This window comes from Pseudomonas syringae, assembly GCF_002157375.1.
GTDB lineage: Bacteria > Pseudomonadota > Gammaproteobacteria > Pseudomonadales > Pseudomonadaceae > Aquipseudomonas > Aquipseudomonas syringae_T.
Genome location: NZ_MTSA01000017.1, coordinates 64,905 through 88,887 on the forward strand (window position 1 = coordinate 64,905; position 23,983 = coordinate 88,887).

Below are 23,983 nucleotides of genomic sequence, written 5' to 3' on the forward strand. Positions count from 1 at the left end.
AGGCACGGCTCTCGCCGTGCCTTTTGCGTCGCGCTCTGAGAAAATGCGCGCACTTTTATTGCGGATGCCGACATGACTGCCCTGAAGAACGACCGTTTCCTTCGCGCCCTGCTCAAGCAACCCGTAGACGTTACGCCGGTATGGATGATGCGTCAGGCAGGCCGTTACCTGCCGGAATACCGCGCCAGCCGTGCCAGCGCAGGGGACTTCATGAGCCTGTGCAAGAACCCGCAGTTCGCCTGTGAAGTCACGTTGCAGCCGCTGGATCGCTACCCGCTGGATGCGGCGATCCTGTTTTCCGACATCCTGACCATTCCTGACGCGATGGGCCTGGGCCTGTACTTCGAGACCGGCGAAGGTCCGCGCTTCAAGAAAACCGTCAGTTCGCTGGCCGACATCGAAGCGCTGCCGATCCCTGATGCGCAGAAGGACCTGGGTTACGTGATGGACGCGGTGAGCACTATCCGCCGTGAACTCAACGGCCGTGTGCCGCTGATTGGTTTTGCCGGCAGCCCGTGGACCCTGGCGACTTACATGGTCGAAGGCGGTTCCTCCAAGGACTTCCGCAAATCCAAGGCCATGCTTTACGACAACCCACAGGCCATGCACCTGCTGCTGGACAAGCTGGCACAGTCAGTGACGTCGTACCTGAACGGCCAGATTCTGGCCGGTGCCCAGGCGGTGCAGATTTTCGACAGCTGGGGCGGCAGCCTTTCTTCGGCGGCTTATCAGGAGTTCTCGCTGGCTTACATGCGCAAGATCGTCAACGGCCTGATTCGCGAGCATGACGGGCGCAAGGTGCCGGTCATCGTCTTCACCAAAGGCGGCGGCCTGTGGCTGGAAAGCATCGCCGACATCGGCGCCGACACCCTCGGCCTCGACTGGACCTGCGACATCGGCGAAGCGCGTCAGCGCGTGGGCAACAAGGTTTCGCTGCAAGGCAACATGGACCCGACCGTGCTCTACGCCCGTCCGGAAGCCATACGCCAGGAAGTCGCGCGCATCCTCGCCAGCTACGGCAGCGGCACCGGCCACGTCTTCAACCTCGGCCACGGCATCACCCCCGAAGTCGACCCGGCCAATGCCGGTGCCTTCATCGAAGCGGTGCATGAGCTGTCGGCGCAGTATCATCAGTAACCGTTGAGGTAACGATGCGTCGACAGATCAAGACGCATCGGTTTATGTCAGCGCCGACGGCAACGTCGGCGTTTTTGTATCCGCAAACCCTCCCACCAGTGACCCGCTGCGAGGCAGGAACCTGCCTTGGCGCTGGCCTTGCGGTTTGCCTTCGGCATAGCTCAACTGTCCGTTGACCCAGACGCCGTCAATGCCTTCTGCTGCTCGCTGAGGGTCTTTGAAGTCCGCGACGTCGCGCACGGTTTGCGGGTTGAACAACACCAGATCCGCCCAATAGCCCTCACGGATCAGGCCGCGTTCGTGCAAGGCAAAGCGTGCTGCCGAAAGCCCGGTCATTTTGTGTACGGCGGTGTGCAGTGCAAACAGCCCTTTGTCCCGGCTGAAGTGGCCGAGCACTCGGGGGAAGGCTCCCCACAGGCGCGGATGTGGAAACGGGTCCTCCGGCAGCCCGTCGGAACCGATCATCGACAGCGGATGAGACATGATGCGTTCGACGTCGCCCTCATCCATGCCGTAATACACCGCGCCTGCGGGCTGCAGCTTGCGGGCGGCCTCCTGCATTGAAAGTCCCCAGTCCGCGGCAATGTCCTTCAGGTCCCGGCCGCCCTGGTCCGGGTGCGGTGTTGACCAGGTGATGGTGATGCGGAACGCATCGGTAACCTGTTTCAGGTCCAGCGTCGAAGAACTGGCCGCATAGGGATAACAGTCGCAGCCGACCGGATGGTCCTGCGCCGCTTTTTCCAGCGCCGACAGCAGTTGCGGGCTGCGGCCCCAGTTGCCTGCGCCCGCGCATTTCAGGTGGGAAATGATGACCGGCGCGCGCGCGTGGCGACCGATATCGAATGCCTCCGCCATCGCCTCCAGCACCGGTTCGAATTCGCTGCGCAAATGCGTGGTGTAAACCGCACCGAAAGCCGTCAGCTCTTCAGCCAGTTGTTTGACCTCGCCGGTTTCAGCCGAGAAGGCCGAGGCGTAGGCCAGGCCGGTCGACAAGCCCAGCGCGCCGGCTTCAAGGCTGTCGCGCAACTGTTTGCGCATCGCGGCGATTTCTTCCGGGCTGGCGCTACGCAACAAGTCATCCATGTGATTACTGCGCAATGCCGTATGGCCAATCAGGGCGGCGACGTTCACGGCAGGCCGGGCGTTGTCCAGAGCGGCGCGATAGTCGGCGAAGCGCGGATAGACGAACGCAGCCGCATCGCCCAGCAGGTTCATCGGGTCGGGCGGATTGCCGCTCAGCGAGACCGGTGACGCGCTGATCCCGCAGTTGCCGACGATCACCGTCGTCACGCCCTGACTGATCTTGGGCAGCATCTCGGGTTTGCGAATGACCACCGTGTCGTCGTGGGTGTGAACGTCGATGAATCCGGGGGCCAGTACGCGACCTGCCGCATTGACCTCTTCCCGCGCACGGGCATCAGGCAGATTGCCGATGCGCTGAATGCGCCCGTCGCTGACCGCCACGTCGGTGCGCACTCCCGGCGTATCGCTGCCATCAATGACCAGTGCGTCGCGAATGATCAGGTCGTACATCATGGTTCAGTCTCCCAGCGGCAGGCCGTCTTCGCCGCCACGGTATTCATCCAGCGCAAGCTTGATCCGGCGCAGCCGCTCCTGATTGTCTTCAGGGCCGAGCAACGCCAGTTCAGTGGCCAGCACATCAATGGTCAGCAGCATGCCGTAGCGCGCGGCCGTGGGTTTATAGATGAAATTGGTTTCGGCAATTTGCAGCGGCAACACCACGTCAGCCAGTTGCGCCAGCGGTGAGTCGGGCAAGGTGATCGCCAGCACGCGAGCGCCGTAGCTGCGCGCCAGGGTTACCGCGTCGAGCAGTTCTGGCGTGCGACCGCTGAGTGAGCAAACGATCAGGCTGTGTTGCGGGCCGAGTGTGGCGGCAATCATGCGCATCATGACCGGGTCGCGGCAGGCGGCCACCGGGTAACCCAGGCGCACCAGCCGGTTTTGCAGTTCCTCGCTGCACAGGCTGGAGCAACCGCCCATGCCGAACGCATGAATCATGCTGGCCTCGGCGACACAGGCCACGGCGGCCGCAAAGCGTGATGCCTCAAACCCTGAGAGGTGCTGACGCAGCGTGGCTTCGATGTCACCGACTATCTGATTGAAAAAGGCCGACTGCTCCGGGGCCTGTTCCGGGTGCAGAAAACGGCTGCCTACAGCGCTCGCCTGGGCCAGTTGCAGCCGCAAGTCGCGCAGGTCACGGCAGCCGATGGTGCGGGCGAAGCGCGACAGCGTGGCGCTGCTGACCTCGGCGCGGCTGGCCAGCTCGTCCAGGCTGGCACTGGCAGCGAAGGCAATATCGCTGAGCAAAAGCCTGGCGATCCGGCCTTCGCCCGCGCTGAGTGAATCCTGGCGGGCGCGTATCTGATACAAAATGTCCACTCAAAGCACCTGTGCCAGACCCAGCGTCAAGGCAAAGGCGACGATGGAAATCAGCGTCTCCAATACCGTCCAGGTTTTGAATGTTTGCGCTACGGTCATGTTGAAGTATTCCTTGATAAGCCAGAAACCGCCGTCGTTGACGTGGGAAAAGATCACCGAGCCTGCACCCGTCGCCAGCACCAGCAACTCGGGATGCGGATAACCCAAGCCCATCGCCACAGGCGCCACGATCCCCGAGGCGGTGGTCATCGCCACCGTCGCCGAGCCTGTCGCAACCCGCATCAGCGCCGCGAACAGCCAGCCCATCAACAAAGGCGACAGGTGAAAGTCCTGCGCCAGACCTACGATCTGGTTGGTCACGCCGCTGTCGATCAGAATGCGGTTCAGGCCGCCACCGGCACCGACCAGCAGCGTGATGCTGGCGGTCGGCGCCAGGCACTCATTGGTGAATTTCAGGATCGAGTCGCGATTGAAACCCTGAGCGATGCCCAACGTCCAGAAGCTCAACAGCGTGGCCAACAGCAGGGCGATCACCGAGTTGCCGATGAACAACAGAAAGCCGTTGAAGGCACTGCCCGGCGTGCTGATCAGGTTGGCCCAGCCGCCCAATAGCATCAGCACCACCGGCAGCAGAATGGTCATCATGGTCAGGCCGAAGCTGGGCAGTTTTGCACGCGGTTCGCGGTCGAGAAACTGCTTCGCCAGCGGGTTTTCAGCCGGCAAATGGATGCGCGGTACGATGAATTTGGCATAGACCGGGCCGGCGATGATGGCCGTGGGGATGCCGATCAAAATGGCGTAGAACAGGGTTTGCCCGACCGACGCCTGATAAGCCTGAACGGCCAGCATCGCTGCCGGGTGCGGCGGCACCAGCGCGTGTACCACCGACAGCCCCGCGACCATTGGCAAGCCGACCATCAGAATCGATACCCCGACACGGCGGGCGACGGTAAACGCAATCGGCACCAGCAGCACGAAGCCGACTTCAAAAAACAGCGGCAAGCCCACCAGGAAGGCGATGCAGACCATCGCCCAGTGCGCGTTGCGCTCACCAAAGCGATCAATCAACGTGCGCGCCACCTGCTCGGCACCGCCAGACTCGGCCATCATCTTGCCGAGCATGGTGCCCAGCGCCACGACCAGCGCAATATGCCCCAGCGTCTTGCCGACCCCCGCCTCATAAGAGGCAACCACGCCACTGGCCGGCATCCCGGCAACCAGCGCAAGACCGACCGAAACAAGCGTAATGACGATAAACGGGTTAAGGCGATAACGTGCGATCAGCACGATCAAGGCAATGATTGCGACAGCGGCGTAAACCAACAGCGACATACCGGGTGACGGCGACATAGCGACGGTTCCTTGCAAAGTAGGTAGGCGAGCGCGCAACACCAACGACGCAAATTGTCAGTTGGGAGGCAACCCGTGAGTACTCGGCAGGGACGACGCAAGAAGAGAGTGCAAGACGGTTTCAGGGCGATCACAGGCATTCATTGTTTTTATCTCTGTTTTCGTGATGAAAATAAATTACACGAAAACTGGATATAAACAAATATATGAAAATAAATTTCTATTCCGGTGTCGAGTTTGGGACGGAAAGGCGCGTTTGCCGCATGTTCCAGCCCTGCTTTTCGTGACCATGTGTCAGGGCGCCAGCAACTGCTCCGCATAGCGTGCAACGACATGACCAAACGTGAGCTGTTTATCGGCATCCCTCGAGCGCAGGCCCTGCACCAAATGCGTTAACTCCGCTTCACTGGCGCTGGTTAGAAACTGTTCATCAAAAACGCCCGTAATGGCTTCCTGGCGTCTTCTTGTCAGGTAGGTAATATCGAGTGCGAGCTTTTCGATCATCGTTGCGGCGGGAGCGTCTTCTGGATGGTTGCTCTGGATTTTGCCTGTCAGCAGGTAGCGGAACCGTTGCTCGCAATTTTCTTCTGTTGGCGAGATGTGCAAGTTCTCATCGAACCAACTGCTCTTGTGGTGGCCACAGTGCAATGGATTGCCTGGCTTTGTTTCTCGCAGGCAGGACGCATGGAGATTGTTGTATTCAAGTGCCAGTGGCTTGTAGTGCTCTTGCGGCCTGAAATGTTCGATGTGGCTGCTGTCCAGCCCTATCTCTCTGCCGCAGTAGCAGCATGAGAAGTCCTGCTCTTGCAGCAGGCTTGTGTGCAGGTCGCGTTTTTGCGGGTTTTGCAAGGTTGGATAAGTGGGCGCCCAGTTTTCGTTCGCACCGGCTTTCCATTCGGTGAATGACGCAGGCTCAGTTCCTTTGATGATGCGTTTCATCGGCCAATGAGCTCCTTGCGCTTGAGCAGTGCTTCGGCACCGGCGAACTCGGGCAGATCGGGTGCTTTTTTCTTTAGTGCATCGAGCTGCAGTCTGGCTTTTTCAAGTTCATTGTTTTCCAGAGTACCGAATAGTTGGTCAAGCAACGCTTCAATGTCGGGCTCGCGCGGGGGCACGCCCATGACTTCTTCCAGAATGGTGCTGGAATCCAGGCCGTAGGTTGCTCGCGGGTGAGAATTGTCGCCGTTGTTCAGCAGGATGACTTCGCCAGGTTGCAGGCTGCCAATCACCTGAGGTGAGTGGCTGGTGGCGATAAATTGCACTTTTGGGAATGCTTTTTTGAGCGTCGGCGCAATAGTGCGTTGCCAGGCGGGATGAAGATGAATGTCCAGCTCATCAATAATGACGATGCCACCGGTATTCGCCAGAACGTCTTTTCCCAAGTGCGGATTGAGAACGCACATGCGTCGTGCAATGTCTGCAATCAACGCAATCAAGCTGCGTTGACCATCACTGAGTTCGTGAAACGGAACAGCGTGGCCTTTCCCCATATCGACAAGCAGGCTTTGTAGCCTCAAGTCATATCGGAGATCATGGGCATCCGGTATGGCAAGTCTTATCGCCCGATTGACCCATTCAAGTTCATCTTCAAGCTCGACAGGTGGCGTTGAATCCAGGCGGTCCTGAAGACGTTCAAGCGTCCTTGCAATTAACCAGCTTTCGAAGTCGCGCAGATCAGCCACTGCGTCAAACCAGTTTGCGTACCCGTCAAATCGGGAAGTCCGCTGCTGTGCTGCGAACTCGGCAGATACGCGGGCACTGCTCCAGCGACGATTGGCGCGATAAAAGGCAAGCATCGGAAAGTCAATCTGCTCTCCGGCGTTGCTTCTGGCTAGCACAGCATCTAAGTGGGGGCGTAGAGACGGATCGATTCCTCCTTCCCAAGACTCGCTTAAACGGAGTGTCCCCCAGGTTGGCAGGTCGAAAATATTGCCATCCGCTTTGATGAAGACAGGATACTTTCTCTCAAATCGACTACGTCCTTCATGCCTGTCAATGACAAAACGAATGTCTTCTCTACTCAACACTTCTTCGTTTTGCCCCAGTGCATTGCCATAAGGGACGAGGCATTCCGCGACCCCCAGCAACAACGACGTCTTCCCGCTCCCATTGACCCCCACCACCAGATTGAACCCCGGCTGGAAATCGAAATGAGCATCTTCGTAACAACGAAAATTCTGCAGGCGGAGGTGGTCGAGGCGCATGTCGGTTTCCTTTACCAGAACTGGCGGATGCGCCAGTGTACCTTGGCTCACCCCATCTGCCAGCGCCTGATCAGTGACTAAATACTGGCGCCTAACGGCTGCAACCTCGCCAACTTCAGTGCCACACCCAGCGCCATCAGCAGCAGCGTGGCGATAAACAGCCCGATGCCGTTCCACCCGGCGTAATGCCAGAACACTCCGCCGCCGGTTCCGGCCACGCTGGAGCCTGCGTAATAGCAGAACAGGTACAGCGACGCGGCTTGACCCCTGGCGGTGGTGGCCCTGCGGCCTACCCAACTGCTGGCCACCGAATGCGCGCCGAAGAAGCCGAAGGTGAAGATCAGTACGCCGATGATCACCAGCGCTAGCGGCGTGAAAAGTGTCAGGGTCAGACCGGCCAGCATCATGACGATCACGGCCCACAGTACCTTCCGGCGGCCCAGACGGTCGGCCAGCGAGCCGATCTTCGCCGAGCTGTAGATACCCGACAGATACACCACGGAAAACACGCCGACCACGGCCTGGCTGAGGTTGTAGGGTTCGCTCAAAAAGCGATAGGCAATGTAGTTGAACAGCGTGACGAAGGCGCCCATCAGCAGAAAACCGACCAGAAACAGCAGCGGCAGGCCTGCATCTTTAAACTGCACCACAAAACCGTCCAGCAGGCTGCGAGGGTGCAGCGAGCGGGGGCGGAAGTTGCGTGATTCCGGGAGGATTTTCCAGAACACCACCGCCGCGATCAGCGCCAGCCCGCCGACCACCAGCATCGCCGCATGCCAGCTCACGTAATCGATCATGACCCCGACGATCAGGCGTCCGCTCATGCCGCCGACCGCGCTGCCACCGATATACAGCCCCATCGCCAGGCCCAGGTGCGCGGGGTGTATTTCCTCGCTCAGGTAAGTCATAGCCACCGCCGCCAGCCCGCTCAATGACAGGCCGACCAGGGCCCGTGTGACAAGCACGCCTTCCCAGCTCGGCATCAGCGCGCTGGCAATGGTAAACAGCGACGCACAGAACAGCGCCATGACCATCACCGACTTGCGCCCAAGCCGGTCCGATATCGGGCCGGTGATCAGCAGGCCAATGGCGAGCATCGCCGTGGCGACCGACAGAATCAGGCTGCTCTGGGCCGCCGAGAGCGAGAACTCGCTGGACAGCGTCGGCATCATGGGCTGGACGCAATACAGCAGGGTAAACGTCGAGAATCCGCCCGCGAACAGCGCCAGTGCGGTGCGTTTGAAAAGCGGTGTGTTCTTTTCAATGTAACTGTCGCCAGGCGGTTTAGCGGACGTATTCAGGTCGGTGGTGGGCGGGGCGACGGCAGGATTCAAGAGAGACCTCGGAACAGATGGGGCGGGCGATGAAAAAATCATATAGCCCGCTAATCATTCCATCCAATATATTGTTCGACCTGTTTGATAGGTAAAACGACTTAATGGAGGCCGCATGGAATTGCGCCATCTGCGTTACTTCATTGCGGTGGCCGAAGAGCTGCATTTCGGTCGTGCAGCGCTGGCGCTGGGCATTTCCCAGCCGCCGCTCAGCCAGCAGATCCAGGCGCTGGAGCAGGAGCTGGGCACGCGTTTGTTCGAACGCACCAACCGGCGCGTCGAACTGAGTGAGTCCGGGCGGCTGTTTCTTGATGAGGCGCGGCTGGTGCTGGCGCAGGTCGACAAAGCCACTGATGTCGCACGCCGCGCGCAACTGGGCGAAATCGGTGAGCTGAAGATCGGCTTCACCTCGTCTGCGCCGTTCACGTCCAGCATTCCGCAGGCGATCTTTGCGTTTCGTCAGGCTTATCCCGATGTACACCTGACCCTGACGGAAATCACCAGTCAGGAAGTGGCCGCAGGCCTTGAAGACAAGACCATACAGGTCGGCATCATGCGCCCGTTGGCGTTGCCCGATTCGCTGGTGGTGTTCGAATTGCTGAGCGAGCCGCTGGTGGCAATCATGCGCGCGGACCATCCGCTTGCCGCAGGTAGCGAGGACGGCATCTACATGTCGGCACTGGCTGCAGAGCCGTTCGTGTTCTTTCCCCGCACCTACGGCAGCGGCATCTACGCGCAGGTCCTGAGCCTGGCACGCGCCGCAGGTTTCAGCCCGTTGATCACTCAGGAAGCAGGGGAGGTGATGACCATCATCGGCCTGGTCGCAGCCGGATTGGGCGTGACGGTGTTGCCTGCCTCCTACCGGCGCATGCGCATCGACGGTGTGGTCTACCGCAACGTCCTCGACCCCGGCGCGACCAGCGCAGTGTGGCTGGTGCAACGCAAGGACGAACAGTCACCGATGGCCAAGGCATTTACCGAGCTCTTGACGCGTAATGTCGGGTGAGGATCGGACGCAGAGCGTCCAGAACTGCATGCGACGCGGAGCGCCGCACGATAGTTGAGAAGTTGAGATTATCGTTCCGCACGCTCCAGCGTCGGAATGCCGTGCGTGACGCTCTGCGTCACAAGTCTGCGCCGCGCCGCACATTTCGGATCGGACGCAGAGCGTCCAGAACTGCATGCGACGCGGAGCGTCGCACGATAGTTGAGGTTATCGTGGATCACGCCCAACGCTTGAAGATCAGCGACGTATTCACCCCACCGAACGCGAAGTTGTTGTTCATCACGTATTCATTGCTCATGTGCCGGGGTTCGCCGACGATGTAGTCCAGTTCGCCACATTGTGCATCGACATCGACCAGGTTCAGCGTGTGGATATACCGGTCACTGTTGAGCATTTCGATGCTGAACCACGATTCCAGTGCGCCGCAGGCACCTAATGTATGGCCGAGAAAGCTTTTCTGGGAACTGAGCGGCATGCGTGAGCCGAACAGGCTGCTGGTGGCCAGGGTTTCGGCGATGTCGCCTTGCTCGGTAGCAGTGCCGTGGCCGTTGACGTAGCCGATGGCTTCAGGCGGCAAACCGGCGTCTTCCAGCGCTAGCTCCATCGCGCGGCGCATGGTGGTCTGTTCCGGGCGGGTGCTGTGGGCGCCATCGGCGTTGCTGCCGAAACCGACGATCTCGGCATAGATAGACGCTCCACGGGCCAAGGCATGTTCGAGCTCTTCAAGCACCAGCATGCCGCCACCTTCGCCAATGACCAGCCCGTCGCGGCCGCTGTCGTAAGGGCGCGGCGTGGTGTGGGGCGCGTCGTTCTTCAGGCTGGTGGCATACAGCGCGTCGAAGACCATCGCTTCGGTCGGGCACAGTTCTTCGGCGCCGCCCGCCAGCATCAGTGGCAAGCGTCCGAACTTGATGGCCTCGTAGGCATAGCCGATTCCCTGACTGCCGCTGGTGCAGGCGCTGGAAGTCGGGATCAGGCGTCCGGTCAGGCCGAAGAAGATGCTGATGTTGGCCGCCGTGGTGTGCGGCATCATGCGCACATACGAGTTAGCATTCAGGTCCAGTGCCACCGAGTTGATCAGCATGTTGCCGAATGCCTTGATCTCATCGGTGCTGCCGGTGGATGAACCGCAGGCTGTGCCCATGCGCCCGTCACGAATGATCGGGTCATTGAGCAGCCCGGCATTGATCAGCGCCTGCTCTGCAGCGCCGACCGCCAGTCGCGATACACGGCCCATGCTGCGCAGTTGCTTGCGCGTCCAGTGCGCAGGCACGGCGAAGTCATCGATGGGGCCGGCCAGCCGGGTATTCAGCTCGACGAAACGGTCCCACTCGTCCATCCGGCGAATACCGCTGCGGTTGGCCGTAAAGCTCGCATTGATGGTGGGCCAGTCGCTGCCCACCGAGGTAATGCCGGACATACCGGTAACCACCACACGCTTCATCAGCACAACCCTCCATTGACGGCCAGCACCTGACGGGTGATGTAACTGGCTTCCGCCGACATCAGGAAATTCACCGCGCCGGCTACTTCTTCGGGCGTGCCCATGCGCTGCGCCGGGATCATTTTCATCAGTTCTTCGACAGGAACGTTCTCGTCGAGCATGGCGGTGTCGATCAGCCCGGGCGCCACACAGTTCACGGTGATCTTGCGCTTGCCCAGTTCGATGGCCAATGCCTTCGCGGCGCCGATCAGCCCCGCCTTGGACGCGCTGTAGTTGACCTGTCCGCGGTTGCCAATCAGCCCCGATACCGAGGTGATACACACGATACGGCCCGCCGCACGACGGCGAATCATCGGCATCGTCAGCGGGTGCAGGACGTTGTAGAACCCATCCAGATTGGTGCGCAGCACCTGATCCCAGTCGTCGTCGCTGAGTGCCGGAAAAGCACCGTCACGGGTCAGGCCGGCATTGAGCACCACGCCGTAATACGCGCCGTGGGTTTCCACATCGTCCTCGAGAATCGCTTTGCAGGCCGCACGGTCCGAAACATCGAATTGCAGGACCCGCGCCTGACGGCCCAGCGCGATGACCTCGGCCTGCACAGCCTCGGCTTCGCTGCGCCCGGTGCGGCAATGCAGGATCAGGTCATACCCGGCTTGAGCCAGACGCAAGGCGATGGCGCGGCCGATGCCCCGGCTGGAGCCGGTGACCAGTATCGATTCAGTCATGCCGGGGCTCCTTCAGCCAGGTAATCAGCAGTGTTGGGTGGGCAATATACATTGAGGCGGGCAAACGCTGTGATGCCCGGGCCGGTCAGGGTGCATTCGAACACGCCCATGCCGCTGTCGTCTTGCAGGGAGCGCACGGCATGAATGTGCAGTTCGCTGCCCAGTGGAAAGCGTGCCACGTTGCAGTCGAACTTGCGGCTGCCGAGCAGAAAACCCAGCTTGACCGCATCGCCCTTGCTGCGCGCCTGACAGCCCGCATAGGCCGCCACGCTTTGAGCCATCAGCTCTATACCCAGCCAGGCGGGCAGGCTGCCGTCCGGCTCATTGAACAGCCCGTCGGCGCGCACGGTCAGCCGGGTGCGAATCTGCTCTTCGTCGAAGGCCAGCACCTGATCGATGAGGATCATGTCGCCAGCATGGGGAATGAGTTCGGCGAGCGACCACTCGATCATGGGGCATCTCCGATAATCAAACTGATGTTATTGCCACCGAAGGCAAAGGAATTGCTCATCATGCAGCGAGCGCCATCAGCCACAAGGCGTGTGCCTGGCACCGTCCATTGCAGGGCAGGCAACAGGGGATCGGCCTCGCCGTCCCAGACATGAGGGGGCAGAACCTGTTCACGGTTGTGAGACGTCAGACTCAGCCAGCAGAACGCGATTTCCAGTGCGCCCGCCGCACCCAGCGTGTGGCCGCTGAGCGGTTTGGTCGAAGAGCAGGGCACGCCGTCCGGAAACACGGCCTGCACGGCCAGACTTTCCATCGCGTCGTTGAGCTGCGTTGCGGTGCCATGCAGGTTCAGGTAGTTGATCCGGGCTGCATCCAGGCGGGCATTGCTCAGTGCCTGCAACATGGCGTTCTGCGCGCCGCGCCCGCTGGGTTCAGGGGCGGAGATATGGTGAGCGTCGCAACTGGCACCCGCGCCCAGCAGTGCAATCGAATGCGTGCTGCCGGCTTCGCGCGTCATGAGAAACAGCGCCGCCGCCTCGCCGATATTGATCCCGTTCCGGTTTCGCGAGAACGGGTTGCACAGGTGTGGCGACATCGCTTCAAGGGCCGAGAAGCCGTTGAGGGTCAGTTTGCACAGGCTGTCGACGCCGCCACACAGCACCGCGTCGCACAGGCCCATGTCCAGGGCCCGCCGGGCACTGAGCAAGGCCCGCGCGCTGGAGGTGCAGGCGGTTGAAATCACGTAGGCCGGGCCGGTCAGTTGCAGCCAGTTGGCGAGAAAATTCGCCGGTGCGCCCAGTTCCTGCTGGCGATAATCGTAATGCTCGGGAAACGCCTGATCACGCAGCCAGATGGCCATGCTGCTGCTGGCTTCGTCGATGCCGGATGTGCTGGTGCCGATGATGACGCCGATGCGAGCGGCACCAAAGCGTTCGATGGCCAGACGAATGTCGTCTTCGATCTGCAAGGCGGCGGCCAGCAGCAACTGGTTGTTACGGCTGTGCTGCGCACTCATGGCGGGCGGCATGGCGGGCAGCTCGGCTTTGACGGCGCCGACCGGCAACGCGCGATCAGGCACCCAGCCACTTTCGGTCACCATGCCCGAACTGTCGCCGGCAAACAGGCTGCGCGAGACGTCATCGCGAGTTGCGCCCAGCGAACAGATGACCCCGAGTGCATTGAGGTAGGCGGTCATGGCGCGGTCTCGTTGTTCAACGGCGTTACACCGTAGCTCAGCCCGTCCTTGAGGCGAATGGTGAACGCGTTGGCCGACTGGTACTCGACCAGCCAGCGGTCATCCAGGCGGCGTTGCATGCCTTGGCGATAAGCCGTGGGGTAGCGGCCATGCATTTCCATGTCCGGAGTCATGGCGAACATCAGCGCCGCGAACAGCTCGCGAGCCTCGGGATTGGGCGGCAGCAGGCCGTCGGCCTGCCATTGCCCGTTGATCAGCAACTGGCGCGCCTGAGGAATGCCCATCGGGTCCATCATCGACCAGCGCAGCCCGGCATTTTCGCGCTGGATGACCAGCACCCAGTCCTGATGCTGCTCGGCCTGCCGACGCTCGATGTGCAGTTGCATCGGCAATGGCAGGGTCGGCGTGGTCGCTGGCAGCGGTGCCTGCGCAGCGCAGCCGCCGAGCAGGAGAAAAGCCACGAACAGGAAACGAATCATGAGGCTGCACCTGACAACGGTTTGCGGGCCACAACGTTGACCAGCGTCTCTTCCCGTTGCCCGAACGGCTTGGGCTTGCGCAGTTTGAGGGCTTCCAGCAAACCGAAATCCCTGGCGCGGCTCCACCACAGGTAAGGGTACGAAACGTTGGGTGCGGCGAATTCGAAGCCCTGCTCACGGATCATGTCCAGGTACTGAGCGGCGCTTTTCTGAACGTGCATCGGGTGACGGAACAGCCAGCGAATCACCCACGTGTCGATATAGGCTTCGGTGGACTCGGCGAACAGCAGATAACCTCCCGGTTTGAGTACCCGATAGAACTCGGCCAGCGCCTGTTCCTGTTCGACCAGGTGATGAAAGGTCTGGTGACAGAACAGTAGATCGACGCTGGCATCCGGCAATTGCAGCGCGGCGCAATCGCAGCCGATCAGCTCGACCTCAAGGCCCTTGGCAACTGCCTCCTGGCGGCTCATGTTCAGACTGTGCGGGTCGGCGTCGACACCGATCAGCCTGGACGGTTTGAAGACCTTGCTCAGGTGCTGGAACGACTTGCCCTGACCGCAACCGGCATCGAGCAGGACCGGCGCGACCGGGGGCGGGCTGGCAAACAGCGTACGCAAGTCGTCTATTGCCACGCGCAGCACGCGGTGTTGCCAGGTATGACTGCGCAGAAACCAAAGCCCGAAACGGGTTTCTTCGACGTAGCTGTCGCTCAAAAACGGTCGAGTCATGAGCCGCTGTCCGCACAGATTTCCGACAGCGTGCGCAAGCGTCGTTTGGGCTCGCTGACGAAGGGGTTGCGTTCGTCCCAAGCATAACCGGCCAGAATCGAACTGATCATGCGGCGGATGTCCGGGGCGCTGCCGGGGTAGAAAATGACGCTCTGGAACGTGCCGTCGTACCAGCCTTCGACATAGGCCCGGAAGGTGTCGACACCGCGCTTCAGCGGGACGGCAAACTCGCTTTCCCAGTCCACAGGTTCACCCTGCAACTGCCGGCTCAGTACGCCAGCCGCCATGCTCGCCGAGCGCATGGCGATGGTCACGCCCGAGGAAAACACCGGGTCGAGAAATTCCGCCGCGTTACCCAGCAGCGCAAAGCCTTTGCCGTGCAGGGTTTTGACGTTGGCAGAATAGCCGCCGATGGTTCTCGCGGGCGTATCCCAGACGGCGTTTTTCAGCACGTTGGCCAGTTGCGGTGTTTCATCGATAAAGGCCCGCAGGCAGGCGTCCAGATCGTCGGGCTTGTCCTTGAAACGCTCGGCGGAGGCCACCACGCCGACCGAGCAGCGCCCCTCGCTGAACGGGATCGACCAGAACCACACATCGCTGTGCTGCGGATGAATGCTGACGAGGATCTTCTGACGGTCGAAAGGCGGGCTGTCGATGTGGTCTTCGATGTGCGTGAACACCGCCTGGCGCACCGGAAAACCTGAAGGGGCTTCCAGGTCCAGCAAACGTGGCAGAACGCGACCGTAGCCACTCGCGTCGAGCACAAAGGTCGTCTGCACGCTGTATTCGCTGCCATCCTCGCGCTTCACGCGCAGCACCGGTTGCGGGCCGTCGAAGTCAGCGCTGACGATTTCCTGCTGATAGCGAATCTCCACGCCTTGCAGCTCGGCCTGATCGGCCAGCAGTTTGTCGAACTCGCTGCGCTGCACCTGAAAGGTGGTGGGTTTGCCGTCGCTGAAAGTGTCTGCAAAATCGAAGTCGCTGTACTGCTCGCCGCGCGCGAAGGCTGCACCGTTCTTGCGCTGGAAACCGGCGGCCTGCACCGCGTCGAGCATTCCGGCCTCTTCGACGAAGTCCAGGCAATGGCAGAGCAGGCTTTCGCCGATTGAGAAGCGCGGAAAAAGCTGGCGCTCGATGATCAGCACGTCGTGGCCCTGGCGTTTGAGCAGGGCAGCGGCGATTGAGCCGGCGGGGCCGGCACCAATGACGACAACCTGACGAATTTCCCTATCAATGATGGGCACGGCTATTCCTTTCCGGTTTTGACGGTGGCAGGGGATGACGACAAGGGCGCATGAGGGTTTTGACGAGGGCTGGCCCACGGCGCCAGAAGAAAACTGAACGCCAGCCCCAGGCTCACCGACAGGCCGAAATTACTGATGGCCGGGGTGCCGGAAACCGCCAGCAGGCCGAACGACAGCCAGGTGGTGACGGCTGCCAGTAGCGTACCCAGCAGGCTCACCGCTGCACCGCCGATCTGCTCGCGCATCAGGATGGCGTAATCGACGCTGATCGCTGTGACCAGCAACAGCCCGAACAGGCTGAACAGCGTCAGCGGCTGGCCAAGCCAGCCCAGGCTCGCCAGGCTGCACAAGGCTGCCAGCAAAGGCAGGGCGACGATGCGCAACGCACCGTTGAAGCCGAACGGGACTGTCAGCAGCAAAACGATCAATACACACGAGGCCAGTTTCAGTTCTGCGGCGCTGACCTGCGTGTGGGCGAACACATCATTGAGTTCACCCAGGCGGTCGACCAGTTGCACGCCTTCCAGCCCGATTGCTTGCACGCGCAACAAGGCCATGCTGTTCAGGCCGCGCAGGCTGACGATGCCGGCCACGCCGTCATCCGTGGCGCCCAGCCAGAGTGTCCGCCACGGTTCGCTCAGCGGGCCTTGCAGGGCAAGGTCGATGTCTTGCGTCGGCAAGGCCTGCAACTGAGCGAGTTCGGTTTTCAAGGCGCTGGCCGGAACGCCGAGCTGCACCAGCGGCGCCCAGTGTTGCGGCAACGTGCCCAGAGCATCGCGGGTCGCCTGCTGCTCGGCAGGCGAATCGAGCAATTGATTGATTGCCATGTAGCCCTGCAGCTTGTCCAGACTGACCAGTTGATCGAGCCGCTGGGTCAATGCCGACTGGCGATCCAGCAATTGCTGTTGATCCTTGCCACGCACCAGAAAGAACTGGCTGGTCGGCTGGTAACCGGTGATCCGCGCGATGGTCTGCGCTTCGTCGGTCAGTGCCTGAGGGGCAGCCACCCATTGGCGGATATCGTTTTTGGTGGTCAGGTGCCAGATGCCGCCGGCACAAAACGCCAACAGCAGGGCCAGCAGGATCGGCGTGCTGATGCGCTGCAACAACGCAGCCCGGCAATCGAGCATTTGCTGCGCCAGTTTCAGTGGCCATTGGGCAGGACGAATCTCTACCTTGGCGAGCAGCGCAGGCAGCAGGCATACCGCGGTCAGGTAAGCGCCCACCAGGCCGGCAGCCGAAAACACCGCTATTTGCGTCAGCGCCGGGAAGGGCGTCCAGGCCAGCGCCAGGTAGCCGATGCAACTGGTGATCAGGCTCAGGCTCAGCCCCGGCAGGGTCAGGCGCAAGGCCGGCCAACTGCGCCAGGGTTTCATGCTCCAGCTTTTGGACAGGTAATGCAGCGGGTAATCCACGGCCACGCCTATCAGGCTGGAACCCAGCACCAGCGTCATGACGTGCATGCTGCCGAAAAACGCCACGCAGGCCACCGCCCCGAACAGCATGCCGACCACCACCGGAACGAAGGCCAGCAGCACGCTCCAGCGGCGGAAGGCCAGCAACAGCAGCAACAGAATGCCGACCGTTGCGCCGCCGCCCACCCAAGTGATTTCCCGGCTGGCCTGTTTCTGGCCGTCTGCGGCGTACAGCAGGCCGCTGGCGGCGAGCAACTGGCCACCGGCTCCACTCGCCTGCACACGACCTTTCGCCAGCAGATCAGCGACCTGACCGGGCAGTTGCATGTCGAAGGCATCGCTGCGGGTTCGCGAGCGCAGCAGCACCCAGCTTTTGCCCTCGGCGGTGGCAATCAATGCGCCGCTGGTCAGATCGGCCTCGACCGAGCCCTGTTTCGGCAGACCGTTCTGAATGCGTCCGGTCAGGCCCAGCCAGTCATCCTGGCCCGGCACAAGGCTGAAACCGGCAAACGGATCGAACAGGGTCTGGACGCGTTGCTCGATAAAGGTTTTCGGGTCGTCGATCAGCAGGGCGCGATCTGCTGCCGGCAGCATAGCGATCCGACCTTGCAGCAATTGGGTGCGCAGGGCGGGCAGGTCGGCTTGCAGCGTCCACTGGACCTTCTCGAACAGGCCGCTCGCTTGCCACTGCTCGCCCAGTGTGCGAGCCAGCTCGACGGCCTGCTGGCGATCGGCATGGCCGACCAGCACCAGCATTTCGCGATTGAGCGGTTCCTGCATACGTTTTTCGGCGCTTGCCACCAGCGCGTCGTTGTCAGTGCCCGGCACCAGCTCCATGAGGTTGGCCGACAGCGGGGAGCGGTCGTGCCACTGCCAGACGGCCAGCGCCAGCACGGCCGTCAGAATCAGCAGGAACAGGCGCGGCAGGAGCCGCTCAGTGGTTGAAGTCATTACGCTGCGCATCGGTCAGGGTAGGGGCGCTGCTGCTGTCGATCATCTTCAGGACCGTGCTGTCGCCTTGGGTTTCCAGCAGTTCGATGCGCTGCACCAGCTCGCCGCCGTCAATGTTGATCTGTTTGAACACCTGTTGCAGCAACAGCGAGCGCGGCACCAGGGTCAGTTGCCAGGCGCTTGCTTCACCTTTGAGCTGCAAGTCGAAATCCCGCTGCAGGCCGCTGCTGTCACCTTGCAGCACGGCGAGGAACAGCCGGTTCTGCTCGGCGCCGGCATTCTTGTTAGGCACCGGCTTCCAGGTGCTGACGTCGCCCACGGCTTCGCGACGGGCAATGCCGGTGGCGGTGATGCGGTAATCCTGTTTCAGCGGCGTTTCCAGCAGCCAGAGCAGACCGAAATCCCTGGCGAGGACGAAGCGGCCTTTGCTGATCAGCGGCTGTGGCAGGGCGCGCAGGTGTTTTTCCTGAATGAAGCGACCTTGCACCACCGCAGGTCTGGCGAGCTGGTCGCTGAGTTGCTGTAGATCGAACGCCTGCGCCAGTGAAGACAGGCACAGCAAACCCAGCAGCATCAAGGTGCGAAAGGGGCGGGTCATGGCAATGCTCTCATTACGGCGTCGATAAAGACCTTGGGTGAGGCCAGTTGCATTTCGCGGCTTTGGATCTCGACAGCGACCTGCACCGTGCTGGCGCGGGTCAGTCGCTCCCCGGTGTGTGCATCGGTGATCAGGTAGTTGATCTTCAGACGGTTCTCCCATTCCACCAGGCTGGCGCGCACGTTCAGCTTCTGACCGAACACGGTGCTGCGCACATAGCGCAATTGCAGATCGATCACCGGCCAACCATAACCGGATTCGAGCATCTGCATGTAGTTATGACCGATACGGTCCAGCAACGCGCAGCGCGCCACTTCAAGGTATTTGACGTAGTGGCCGTGCCAGACGATGTTCATCATGTCGACGTCGAAAAACGGCACCACGATCTCGGTGTCGATGTGCAGAAAGCCTTTACTGCGCATGCAACCTCCAGCGGCGGTTGGCGATGTGTTTCAGGCACAGGCGCAGTTCGCTCTCCAGTGCCCGGTCCTCGATGACGGGGGCAAAGTCTTCGGCCAGCTCGGCGTGCATGGTCGCCAGTGCCGGCGGCAGCGGACGCGCATCGGCGGCCTTGCTGCGCAGCCAGACGCCCTGGTTGGCGGCGATCAGCGTGGCGGCGGCAACCTGTTCGGTCAGCTCCAGCACGCGAATGGCATCGCGCGCGGCGATGGTGCCCATGCTCACCTTGTCCTGATTGTGGCATTCGGTGGAGCGCGAGAACACGCTGGCCGGCAGGGTGTTTTTCAACGCTTCGGCCGTCCACGCGCTGGTGCCGATCTGTACCGCCTTGAAGCCATGATTGAGCATCGCCCGCTCGGCGCTGGCGCCGGACAGGTTGCTCGGCAAGCCGTGGTTGTAACGCTTGTCCACCAGCAGCGCCAATTGCCGGTCGAGCAAGTCTGCGACGTTGGCGACCAGGGTTTTCAGGCTGTCCATCGCAAAGGCGATATGGCCGCCGTAGAAATGCCCGCCATGCAGCACACGCTCGGCTTCGGCATCGATGATCGGGTTGTCATTGGCGCTGTTCAGTTCGATCTCGATGAACGAACGCAGCCAGGTCAGGCTGTCGGCCAGCACGCCCAGCACATGCGGTGCGCAGCGCAGCGAATAGCGGTCCTGCAAACGGTGCAGCGGGGCGGTCGGCGCATCGATGGCCAGGTCCTGACGCAGCCACGCCGCGACCTGCATCTGCCCCGGGTGCGGCTTGGCAGCGAACAGGCGTTCGTCGAAATGCTCCGGGTTGCCTTGAAGCGCCACCACATTCATGGCGGTGATGCGGGTCGCCAGTTGCAGCAGGTAATCGGCGCGGGCGAACGCCAGGCAGGCGATGCCGGTCATCACGGCGGTGCCGTTCATCAGCGCCAGTGCTTCTTTGGGGCGCAGCACCAGCGGCGTCCAGCCCAGCTCGCGATGCACATCACTGGCCGAACGCCGCTCGCCACGGAACATCACGTCACGTTCGCCAGAGAGGGTTGCCGCCACATAAGACAGCGGCGTCAGATCGCCACTGGCGCCCACCGAGCCTTCTTCGGGTATCAGCGGCAGGACGTCCTGATCGATAAACCCCTGCAAACGGTCGAGCAGTTCGACACGTACGCCGGAAACGCCCTGACACAGCGACTGCAATCGCGCGGTCAGTACCGCGCGGGTGGCCTGCTCGTCCAAGAGCTTGCCCAGCCCGCAGCCGTGAAAAGTGTACAGATGGCGTGGCAGCGCCTCGACGTGCTCCAGCGGCACGGCCACCACGCAGGAATCGCCGTAGCCGGTGGTGACGCCGTAAATGACGCCTTCCTTGTCCAGCAACGAATCGAGAAACTGCGCGCCCCTGGCGATGCGTGCGCGAAACTCGTCGTCGCCTTGCAACGCGCTGGGTGCCTGCCGATTGGCCAAGGCCAGCACGTCTTCGATACACAGGGCGCGTTCGCCGAAAATGATCGGGTCAGGAGCTTGATTCGTCATCGGACTTCCAGAACGGGTAGAAATTGAACCACTGCTGCGGCGCTTCCAGGCAGTAATGCCCCAGTCGTTCGGCGTAGCGTGTGGCCCAGTGGGCTATGACGTGCGGGCGGTCGCTGCGGCGCCATTCGATGGCCTCGGCGAACGGTTCGAGAATCACCCGATACCCCGTCGCGCCCTTCAGGCAGAAGAACAGGCTGACCGGGCATTTGAGCAGGCCGGCCAGCAGCCACGGGCCTTGCGGAAAAGCGGCGGGATGGCCGAGGAAATCGACACGTACGTTGCGTCCGCCATGCAATGCGACGCGGTCACCGGCGATGGCCAGCCACTCGCCTTCGTCCAGGCGTTGGCTCAATTGCAGCATGATCGCCGGGTCCAGCTCGCTGACCTGAATCAGCCGCAGGTTGGTCGCCCCGGCCTCACCGAGCAGGCGGTTGAAGCGTTCGGCGTGCTTGGTGTGGACCAGCACGTTCATGGTGATCTTTTCGCCGAGTTCAGCCAGTGCGCGGCACACCTCAAGGTTGCCCAGGTGCGCACCCACCAGCATCTGGCCGCGTTCGCCGCGCAGGTTCTGGCGGATCTGGCCGCTGTCGATGATCTCGATCTGGTCGAGGCCCAGCCTGCCGTTCCATACGTCGAGCTTGTCGAGAAGCGCCTCGGCAAACGCCATGAACTGGCCGAACACGCGTCGCTGGCTGGGGCGCAGTTCTCGCCTGCCGCTCCAGTCACAGAGGCGTTGCTGGTAGTGCCAGATGCTGCGCCGGGCACGTCGCCCGAACACGAAAAAATACAGGACGATGCCATACAGCACCGGGCTGAGCAGGCGACGACCCAGCACGCGCATGCCCCAGGCCGTGAGCTTCATGAGCATGAAGCTGCCACGTTCCTGATGGTTGGCCCAATGTTCTTTAGGCGTTTTATGAAGGCTCATGAACGCCACCGCCGCCACAGGATCACCGGCAGGCGAACCAGCATGCCGATGAACAGTTTGGCGTGCATGGTCGAGATCAGTACGTTGTCGTGAAACAGGCGGAAATGCGACAGGCCGTCCTGTGGGTAATGAACGCGGGTCGGCAGCCAGCGCATGGCCTGACCACGCCAAGCCAGGCGCACGAGGATTTCCGAATCGAAGTCCATGCGTTTGCCGATTTTCACGTGGTTGATCAGGGTCAGCACGGGGGCCAGCGGGTACAGCCGGAAGCCGCACATCGAATCGCGAATCTGCAACGACAGCGTGTTGATCCATACCCAGACGTGGGTGAGGTAGCGCGCGTACAAACGGCTTTTCGGCACGCTGTCGTCGTATTGCGGGTAACCGCAGATCAACGCTTCGGGATGCTGGCGCGACTGCTCCAGAAACACCGGGATGTCACTCAGGTCATGCTGGCCGTCGGCATCGACCTGCAACGCATGGCTGAAACCCAGCCGTGCCGCTTCGCGGAAGCCGGCCATGACCGCGCCGCCCTTGCCCTGATTGACCGGCAGGCGCAGCAGATAGATATCGTCGCCTCGGGCAAGGTGTTGCAGCACGGCGGCGCAGGCCGGGCTGCTGGCGTCGTCCACCAGCACGCAGGGCAACCCGGCGTCCCTGACGGCCCTGACCACATTGGGCACGGCCAACTCGTGATCGAACACCGGAATGATCACGCAAGGCTTATGCATGCTCGCTCCCCAGTACGATTCGGCCGCTGGAACAGGGCGCGTTTTCGCTGTTGTGAAAGGCGAAATGCAGCTTGGAGCGCGCGGCATCGAAGCGCAGGGTCAGATTGAGACGGTCACCGGGGCGCACCAGTTGCTGAAACTTGAGCACTTCCATGCCGGCAAAATCTGCTGGCAGGTCGAGCAGGCGCTGGCCCAGGCTGATTGCCCATTGGACTTGAACCACGCCAGGCAAGACCGGGGCCTTGGGAAAATGACCGCTGAAAAACGCCAGATCCGGCGGGACCATCAATTGCAGGTGCAGCACATGCCCGAGCAGCTCGTTTTCGACGGTCTGGTGTTCGAGGACTTCCGGTTGTTTCGGACGGGGCGCCATCAGCAAGGCCTGAACGTCCGTCTGCGGCAGTTTGCCCTGCGCATTGAGTGGCATCTGCCGCAGCAGGCGCCAGCGGCGGGGCAGCGCGATGGTTTCACAGTGGGGGCGCACATGGTGCCGCAAGGTTTCCGTCAGGGCGCGACGGCCTTGAGTGCGCAGCGCCAGCAACCCGCTGTCACTGAGCACCAGCAGCGCACCGAGGGACGCCCGGTTGGTCTGAACCACGCCCAGGCGTGCGTCACCGACCCATTCATGGGCCACCAGCGCCTGTTCGATCAGCGGCAGCGAGATGCGTTTTTCTTCGAGCTTGACGATGCGGTCCAGCCTGCCCAGCAGCTCGAAATGCCCGTCCTCGCCGATGCGAGCGGCGTCGGCCGTCTGTTCGACATGGCCGGGCGGCAGGTAGGGCGAACGAATGCGCAGCGCACCTTCACCGTCCTGACTCAGCTCGACACCCTCGAAGGCTTGCCAGTGTGGCTCGCCTTGACGCCAGGCGATGCCGCCGGTTTCAGAGCTGCCGAGAATTTCCGTAGGCCACTGGCCGAGGCGTTGTTGCAGGATTTGTGCGGCGTCGGCAGGCAGCGCGCCGCCGGACGAAAACACCCGGCGCACGGCACTGAGGCTGGCCCAGTCGAGGTTGTCGCCCATGCGCTTGAGCAGCGCCGGGCTGGCGACCCAGGCAAAGCTCGGGTATTCGCGGCTGGCGCGCTGCAGGTCTTCGGCAAACGGCAGTTGGCGACGCACGAACGGACGTGCTGCACACAGCGGCCACAGCAGGCGGAACAGCAGGCCGTAAATATGTTGGGTGGACACGCTGCCGATTATGCACGCCGAACCCAGCTGCGCGCCCCACAACCGTTCCAGCCCGCAGACTTCGTTGGCAATTTGTCGAAGGCGCTTTTCAATCAGCTTCGGCTCGCCGCTGGAGCCTGAGGTACACAGGCTCAGCCGGCACTGGTCAAGGTCCAGCGCTGCCGCTGGCAAAGGCGCGGCGTGCAGGTCGTTCAGGTGCGTGTCGCCCGGCAGGTCGGTCAGCCACAGATCGACCTGACTCGCCCAGCGCGCGCGCGTTTGTCCCTGCAGGTCGGCGGGCAACAAGACGTGAACACCCGCGCGCCAGGCACCGAACAGTGCAATGGCCAGCTCGGCGGCATCTTCAAGATGCACCGCAATCTGCGTTGTGCCCCGGGCTTGCAAGGCGGCTGCGACGCTCAGCGCCTGATCGCGAAACTGCGCGTGATCCAGCGCCGGGGCGAGGGTCAGCAGCCGGTCCGGCAAGGCCTCGAGCAGCAGTGATTCCAGATTCGACCAGTTCATGCGGTCCAT

The 23,983-nt window shown here is 61.9% G+C and carries 22 protein-coding genes; 2 read left to right on the forward strand and 20 right to left on the reverse strand.

Annotated elements, in window-relative coordinates; all coding sequences use genetic code 11:
- Positions 1 to 72: 72 nt before the first annotated feature.
- Positions 73 to 1,137 carry a uroporphyrinogen decarboxylase gene (hemE, locus tag BW686_RS20650; RefSeq protein ID WP_084919348.1) on the forward strand — a complete coding sequence of 355 codons (1,065 nt, stop codon included), beginning with the start codon at positions 73 to 75 and terminating at the stop codon, positions 1,135 to 1,137.
- 42 nt (positions 1,138 to 1,179) lie between these two features.
- Here hemE and BW686_RS20655 read toward each other — a convergent pair whose 3' ends face one another.
- The 6 genes from BW686_RS20655 to BW686_RS20680 all read right to left on the reverse strand — a co-directional run bounded on the left by BW686_RS20655 (position 1,180) and on the right by BW686_RS20680 (position 8,425).
- Complete coding sequence (locus BW686_RS20655) at positions 1,180 to 2,673, reverse strand: N-acyl-D-amino-acid deacylase family protein (protein ID WP_084919349.1); 1,494 nt, start codon at positions 2,671 to 2,673, stop codon at positions 1,180 to 1,182.
- Positions 2,674 to 2,676: 3 nt separating this feature from the next.
- Entirely contained in the window at positions 2,677 to 3,537 is an 861-nt protein-coding gene (locus BW686_RS20660) for a MurR/RpiR family transcriptional regulator (protein WP_084919350.1), read from the reverse strand.
- Positions 3,538 to 4,887: a GntP family permease gene (locus BW686_RS20665; protein WP_084919351.1), complete on the reverse strand. Its 1,350-nt coding sequence runs from the start codon at positions 4,885 to 4,887 to the stop codon at positions 3,538 to 3,540.
- A gap of 294 nt (positions 4,888 to 5,181) precedes the next feature.
- Positions 5,182 to 5,826, reverse strand: coding sequence for a retron system putative HNH endonuclease (locus BW686_RS20670; RefSeq protein ID WP_084919352.1), 645 nt, complete (start codon positions 5,824 to 5,826; stop codon positions 5,182 to 5,184).
- Positions 5,823 to 7,091, reverse strand: coding sequence for an AAA family ATPase (locus BW686_RS20675; RefSeq protein ID WP_084919353.1), 1,269 nt, complete (start codon positions 7,089 to 7,091; stop codon positions 5,823 to 5,825). Before BW686_RS20675 ends, BW686_RS20670 begins: the two co-directional genes overlap by 4 nt.
- A 77-nt stretch (positions 7,092 to 7,168) precedes the next feature.
- Positions 7,169 to 8,425, reverse strand: a complete 1,257-nt coding sequence (locus BW686_RS20680) for an MFS transporter (RefSeq protein ID WP_084919354.1) — start codon at positions 8,423 to 8,425, stop codon at positions 7,169 to 7,171.
- Between the two features lie 115 nt (positions 8,426 to 8,540).
- On the opposite strand from BW686_RS20680, the gene BW686_RS20685 reads away from it, so the two are divergent.
- Entirely contained in the window at positions 8,541 to 9,431 is an 891-nt protein-coding gene (locus BW686_RS20685) for a LysR family transcriptional regulator (RefSeq protein ID WP_084919355.1), read from the forward strand.
- Between the two features lie 217 nt (positions 9,432 to 9,648).
- Here BW686_RS20685 and BW686_RS20695 read toward each other — a convergent pair whose 3' ends face one another.
- The 14 genes from BW686_RS20695 to BW686_RS20760 are packed head-to-tail and all read right to left on the reverse strand — an operon-like array spanning position 9,649 to position 23,974.
- Entirely contained in the window at positions 9,649 to 10,875 is a 1,227-nt protein-coding gene (locus BW686_RS20695; RefSeq protein ID WP_084919357.1) for a beta-ketoacyl-ACP synthase, read from the reverse strand.
- A complete protein-coding gene (fabG, locus tag BW686_RS20700) occupies positions 10,875 to 11,603 on the reverse strand; it encodes a 3-oxoacyl-ACP reductase FabG (RefSeq protein WP_084919358.1) in 729 nt (242 codons plus the stop codon). Before fabG ends, BW686_RS20695 begins: the two co-directional genes overlap by 1 nt.
- Positions 11,600 to 12,055: an ApeP family dehydratase gene (locus tag BW686_RS20705; protein ID WP_084919359.1), complete on the reverse strand. Its 456-nt coding sequence runs from the start codon at positions 12,053 to 12,055 to the stop codon at positions 11,600 to 11,602. Before BW686_RS20705 ends, fabG begins: the two co-directional genes overlap by 4 nt.
- Positions 12,052 to 13,248 carry a beta-ketoacyl-[acyl-carrier-protein] synthase family protein gene (locus tag BW686_RS20710; RefSeq protein ID WP_084919360.1) on the reverse strand — a complete coding sequence of 399 codons (1,197 nt, stop codon included), beginning with the start codon at positions 13,246 to 13,248 and terminating at the stop codon, positions 12,052 to 12,054. Before BW686_RS20710 ends, BW686_RS20705 begins: the two co-directional genes overlap by 4 nt.
- Entirely contained in the window at positions 13,245 to 13,727 is a 483-nt protein-coding gene (locus tag BW686_RS20715) for a hypothetical protein (protein WP_084919361.1), read from the reverse strand. The genes BW686_RS20710 and BW686_RS20715 overlap by 4 nt, the downstream gene beginning before the upstream one ends.
- Positions 13,724 to 14,458, reverse strand: a complete 735-nt coding sequence (locus tag BW686_RS20720) for a class I SAM-dependent methyltransferase (protein WP_084919362.1) — start codon at positions 14,456 to 14,458, stop codon at positions 13,724 to 13,726. Before BW686_RS20720 ends, BW686_RS20715 begins: the two co-directional genes overlap by 4 nt.
- Positions 14,455 to 15,702: an NAD(P)/FAD-dependent oxidoreductase gene (locus BW686_RS20725; RefSeq protein ID WP_084919363.1), complete on the reverse strand. Its 1,248-nt coding sequence runs from the start codon at positions 15,700 to 15,702 to the stop codon at positions 14,455 to 14,457. Before BW686_RS20725 ends, BW686_RS20720 begins: the two co-directional genes overlap by 4 nt.
- Positions 15,703 to 15,704: 2 nt before the next feature.
- Positions 15,705 to 18,068, reverse strand: coding sequence for an MMPL family transporter (locus BW686_RS20730; RefSeq protein ID WP_179149337.1), 2,364 nt, complete (start codon positions 18,066 to 18,068; stop codon positions 15,705 to 15,707).
- Positions 18,052 to 18,666: an outer membrane lipoprotein carrier protein LolA gene (locus tag BW686_RS20735; RefSeq protein ID WP_084919365.1), complete on the reverse strand. Its 615-nt coding sequence runs from the start codon at positions 18,664 to 18,666 to the stop codon at positions 18,052 to 18,054. The genes BW686_RS20730 and BW686_RS20735 overlap by 17 nt, the downstream gene beginning before the upstream one ends.
- Entirely contained in the window at positions 18,663 to 19,088 is a 426-nt protein-coding gene (locus tag BW686_RS20740; RefSeq protein WP_084919366.1) for an acyl-CoA thioesterase, read from the reverse strand. Before BW686_RS20740 ends, BW686_RS20735 begins: the two co-directional genes overlap by 4 nt.
- Positions 19,078 to 20,625: an HAL/PAL/TAL family ammonia-lyase gene (locus BW686_RS20745; RefSeq protein WP_084919367.1), complete on the reverse strand. Its 1,548-nt coding sequence runs from the start codon at positions 20,623 to 20,625 to the stop codon at positions 19,078 to 19,080. The genes BW686_RS20740 and BW686_RS20745 overlap by 11 nt, the downstream gene beginning before the upstream one ends.
- Positions 20,606 to 21,553 (reverse strand): LpxL/LpxP family acyltransferase, encoded by a 948-nt coding sequence (locus BW686_RS20750; protein ID WP_084919397.1) that lies wholly within the window; start codon positions 21,551 to 21,553, stop codon positions 20,606 to 20,608. Before BW686_RS20750 ends, BW686_RS20745 begins: the two co-directional genes overlap by 20 nt.
- A complete protein-coding gene (locus tag BW686_RS20755) occupies positions 21,550 to 22,284 on the reverse strand; it encodes a glycosyltransferase family 2 protein (protein ID WP_084919368.1) in 735 nt (244 codons plus the stop codon). Before BW686_RS20755 ends, BW686_RS20750 begins: the two co-directional genes overlap by 4 nt.
- Entirely contained in the window at positions 22,277 to 23,974 is a 1,698-nt protein-coding gene (locus tag BW686_RS20760) for an acyl-CoA synthetase family protein (protein ID WP_179149338.1), read from the reverse strand. The genes BW686_RS20755 and BW686_RS20760 overlap by 8 nt, the downstream gene beginning before the upstream one ends.
- Positions 23,975 to 23,983: the final 9 nt, after the last annotated feature.

Excerpts from the sequence above, each read along its gene's own strand:
- hemE (WP_084919348.1), top strand. The coding sequence starts at position 73 with ATGACTGCCCTGAAGAACGACCGTTTCCTTCGCGCCCTGCTCAAGCAA.
- BW686_RS20655 (WP_084919349.1), bottom strand. The coding sequence starts at position 2,673 with ATGATGTACGACCTGATCATTCGCGACGCACTGGTCATTGATGGCAGC.
- BW686_RS20665 (WP_084919351.1), bottom strand. The coding sequence starts at position 4,887 with ATGTCGCCGTCACCCGGTATGTCGCTGTTGGTTTACGCCGCTGTCGCA.
- BW686_RS20670 (WP_084919352.1), bottom strand. The coding sequence starts at position 5,826 with ATGAAACGCATCATCAAAGGAACTGAGCCTGCGTCATTCACCGAATGG.
- BW686_RS20675 (WP_084919353.1), bottom strand. The coding sequence starts at position 7,091 with ATGCGCCTCGACCACCTCCGCCTGCAGAATTTTCGTTGTTACGAAGAT.
- BW686_RS20685 (WP_084919355.1), top strand. The coding sequence starts at position 8,541 with ATGGAATTGCGCCATCTGCGTTACTTCATTGCGGTGGCCGAAGAGCTG.
- BW686_RS20695 (WP_084919357.1), bottom strand. The coding sequence starts at position 10,875 with ATGAAGCGTGTGGTGGTTACCGGTATGTCCGGCATTACCTCGGTGGGC.
- fabG (WP_084919358.1), bottom strand. The coding sequence starts at position 11,603 with ATGACTGAATCGATACTGGTCACCGGCTCCAGCCGGGGCATCGGCCGC.
- BW686_RS20705 (WP_084919359.1), bottom strand. The coding sequence starts at position 12,055 with ATGATCGAGTGGTCGCTCGCCGAACTCATTCCCCATGCTGGCGACATG.
- BW686_RS20710 (WP_084919360.1), bottom strand. The coding sequence starts at position 13,248 with ATGACCGCCTACCTCAATGCACTCGGGGTCATCTGTTCGCTGGGCGCA.
- BW686_RS20715 (WP_084919361.1), bottom strand. The coding sequence starts at position 13,727 with ATGATTCGTTTCCTGTTCGTGGCTTTTCTCCTGCTCGGCGGCTGCGCT.
- BW686_RS20720 (WP_084919362.1), bottom strand. The coding sequence starts at position 14,458 with ATGACTCGACCGTTTTTGAGCGACAGCTACGTCGAAGAAACCCGTTTC.
- BW686_RS20730 (WP_179149337.1), bottom strand. The coding sequence starts at position 18,068 with ATGACTTCAACCACTGAGCGGCTCCTGCCGCGCCTGTTCCTGCTGATT.
- BW686_RS20735 (WP_084919365.1), bottom strand. The coding sequence starts at position 18,666 with ATGACCCGCCCCTTTCGCACCTTGATGCTGCTGGGTTTGCTGTGCCTG.
- BW686_RS20740 (WP_084919366.1), bottom strand. The coding sequence starts at position 19,088 with ATGCGCAGTAAAGGCTTTCTGCACATCGACACCGAGATCGTGGTGCCG.
- BW686_RS20745 (WP_084919367.1), bottom strand. The coding sequence starts at position 20,625 with ATGACGAATCAAGCTCCTGACCCGATCATTTTCGGCGAACGCGCCCTG.
- BW686_RS20750 (WP_084919397.1), bottom strand. The coding sequence starts at position 21,553 with ATGAGCCTTCATAAAACGCCTAAAGAACATTGGGCCAACCATCAGGAA.
- BW686_RS20755 (WP_084919368.1), bottom strand. The coding sequence starts at position 22,284 with ATGCATAAGCCTTGCGTGATCATTCCGGTGTTCGATCACGAGTTGGCC.
- BW686_RS20760 (WP_179149338.1), bottom strand. The coding sequence starts at position 23,974 with ATGAACTGGTCGAATCTGGAATCACTGCTGCTCGAGGCCTTGCCGGAC.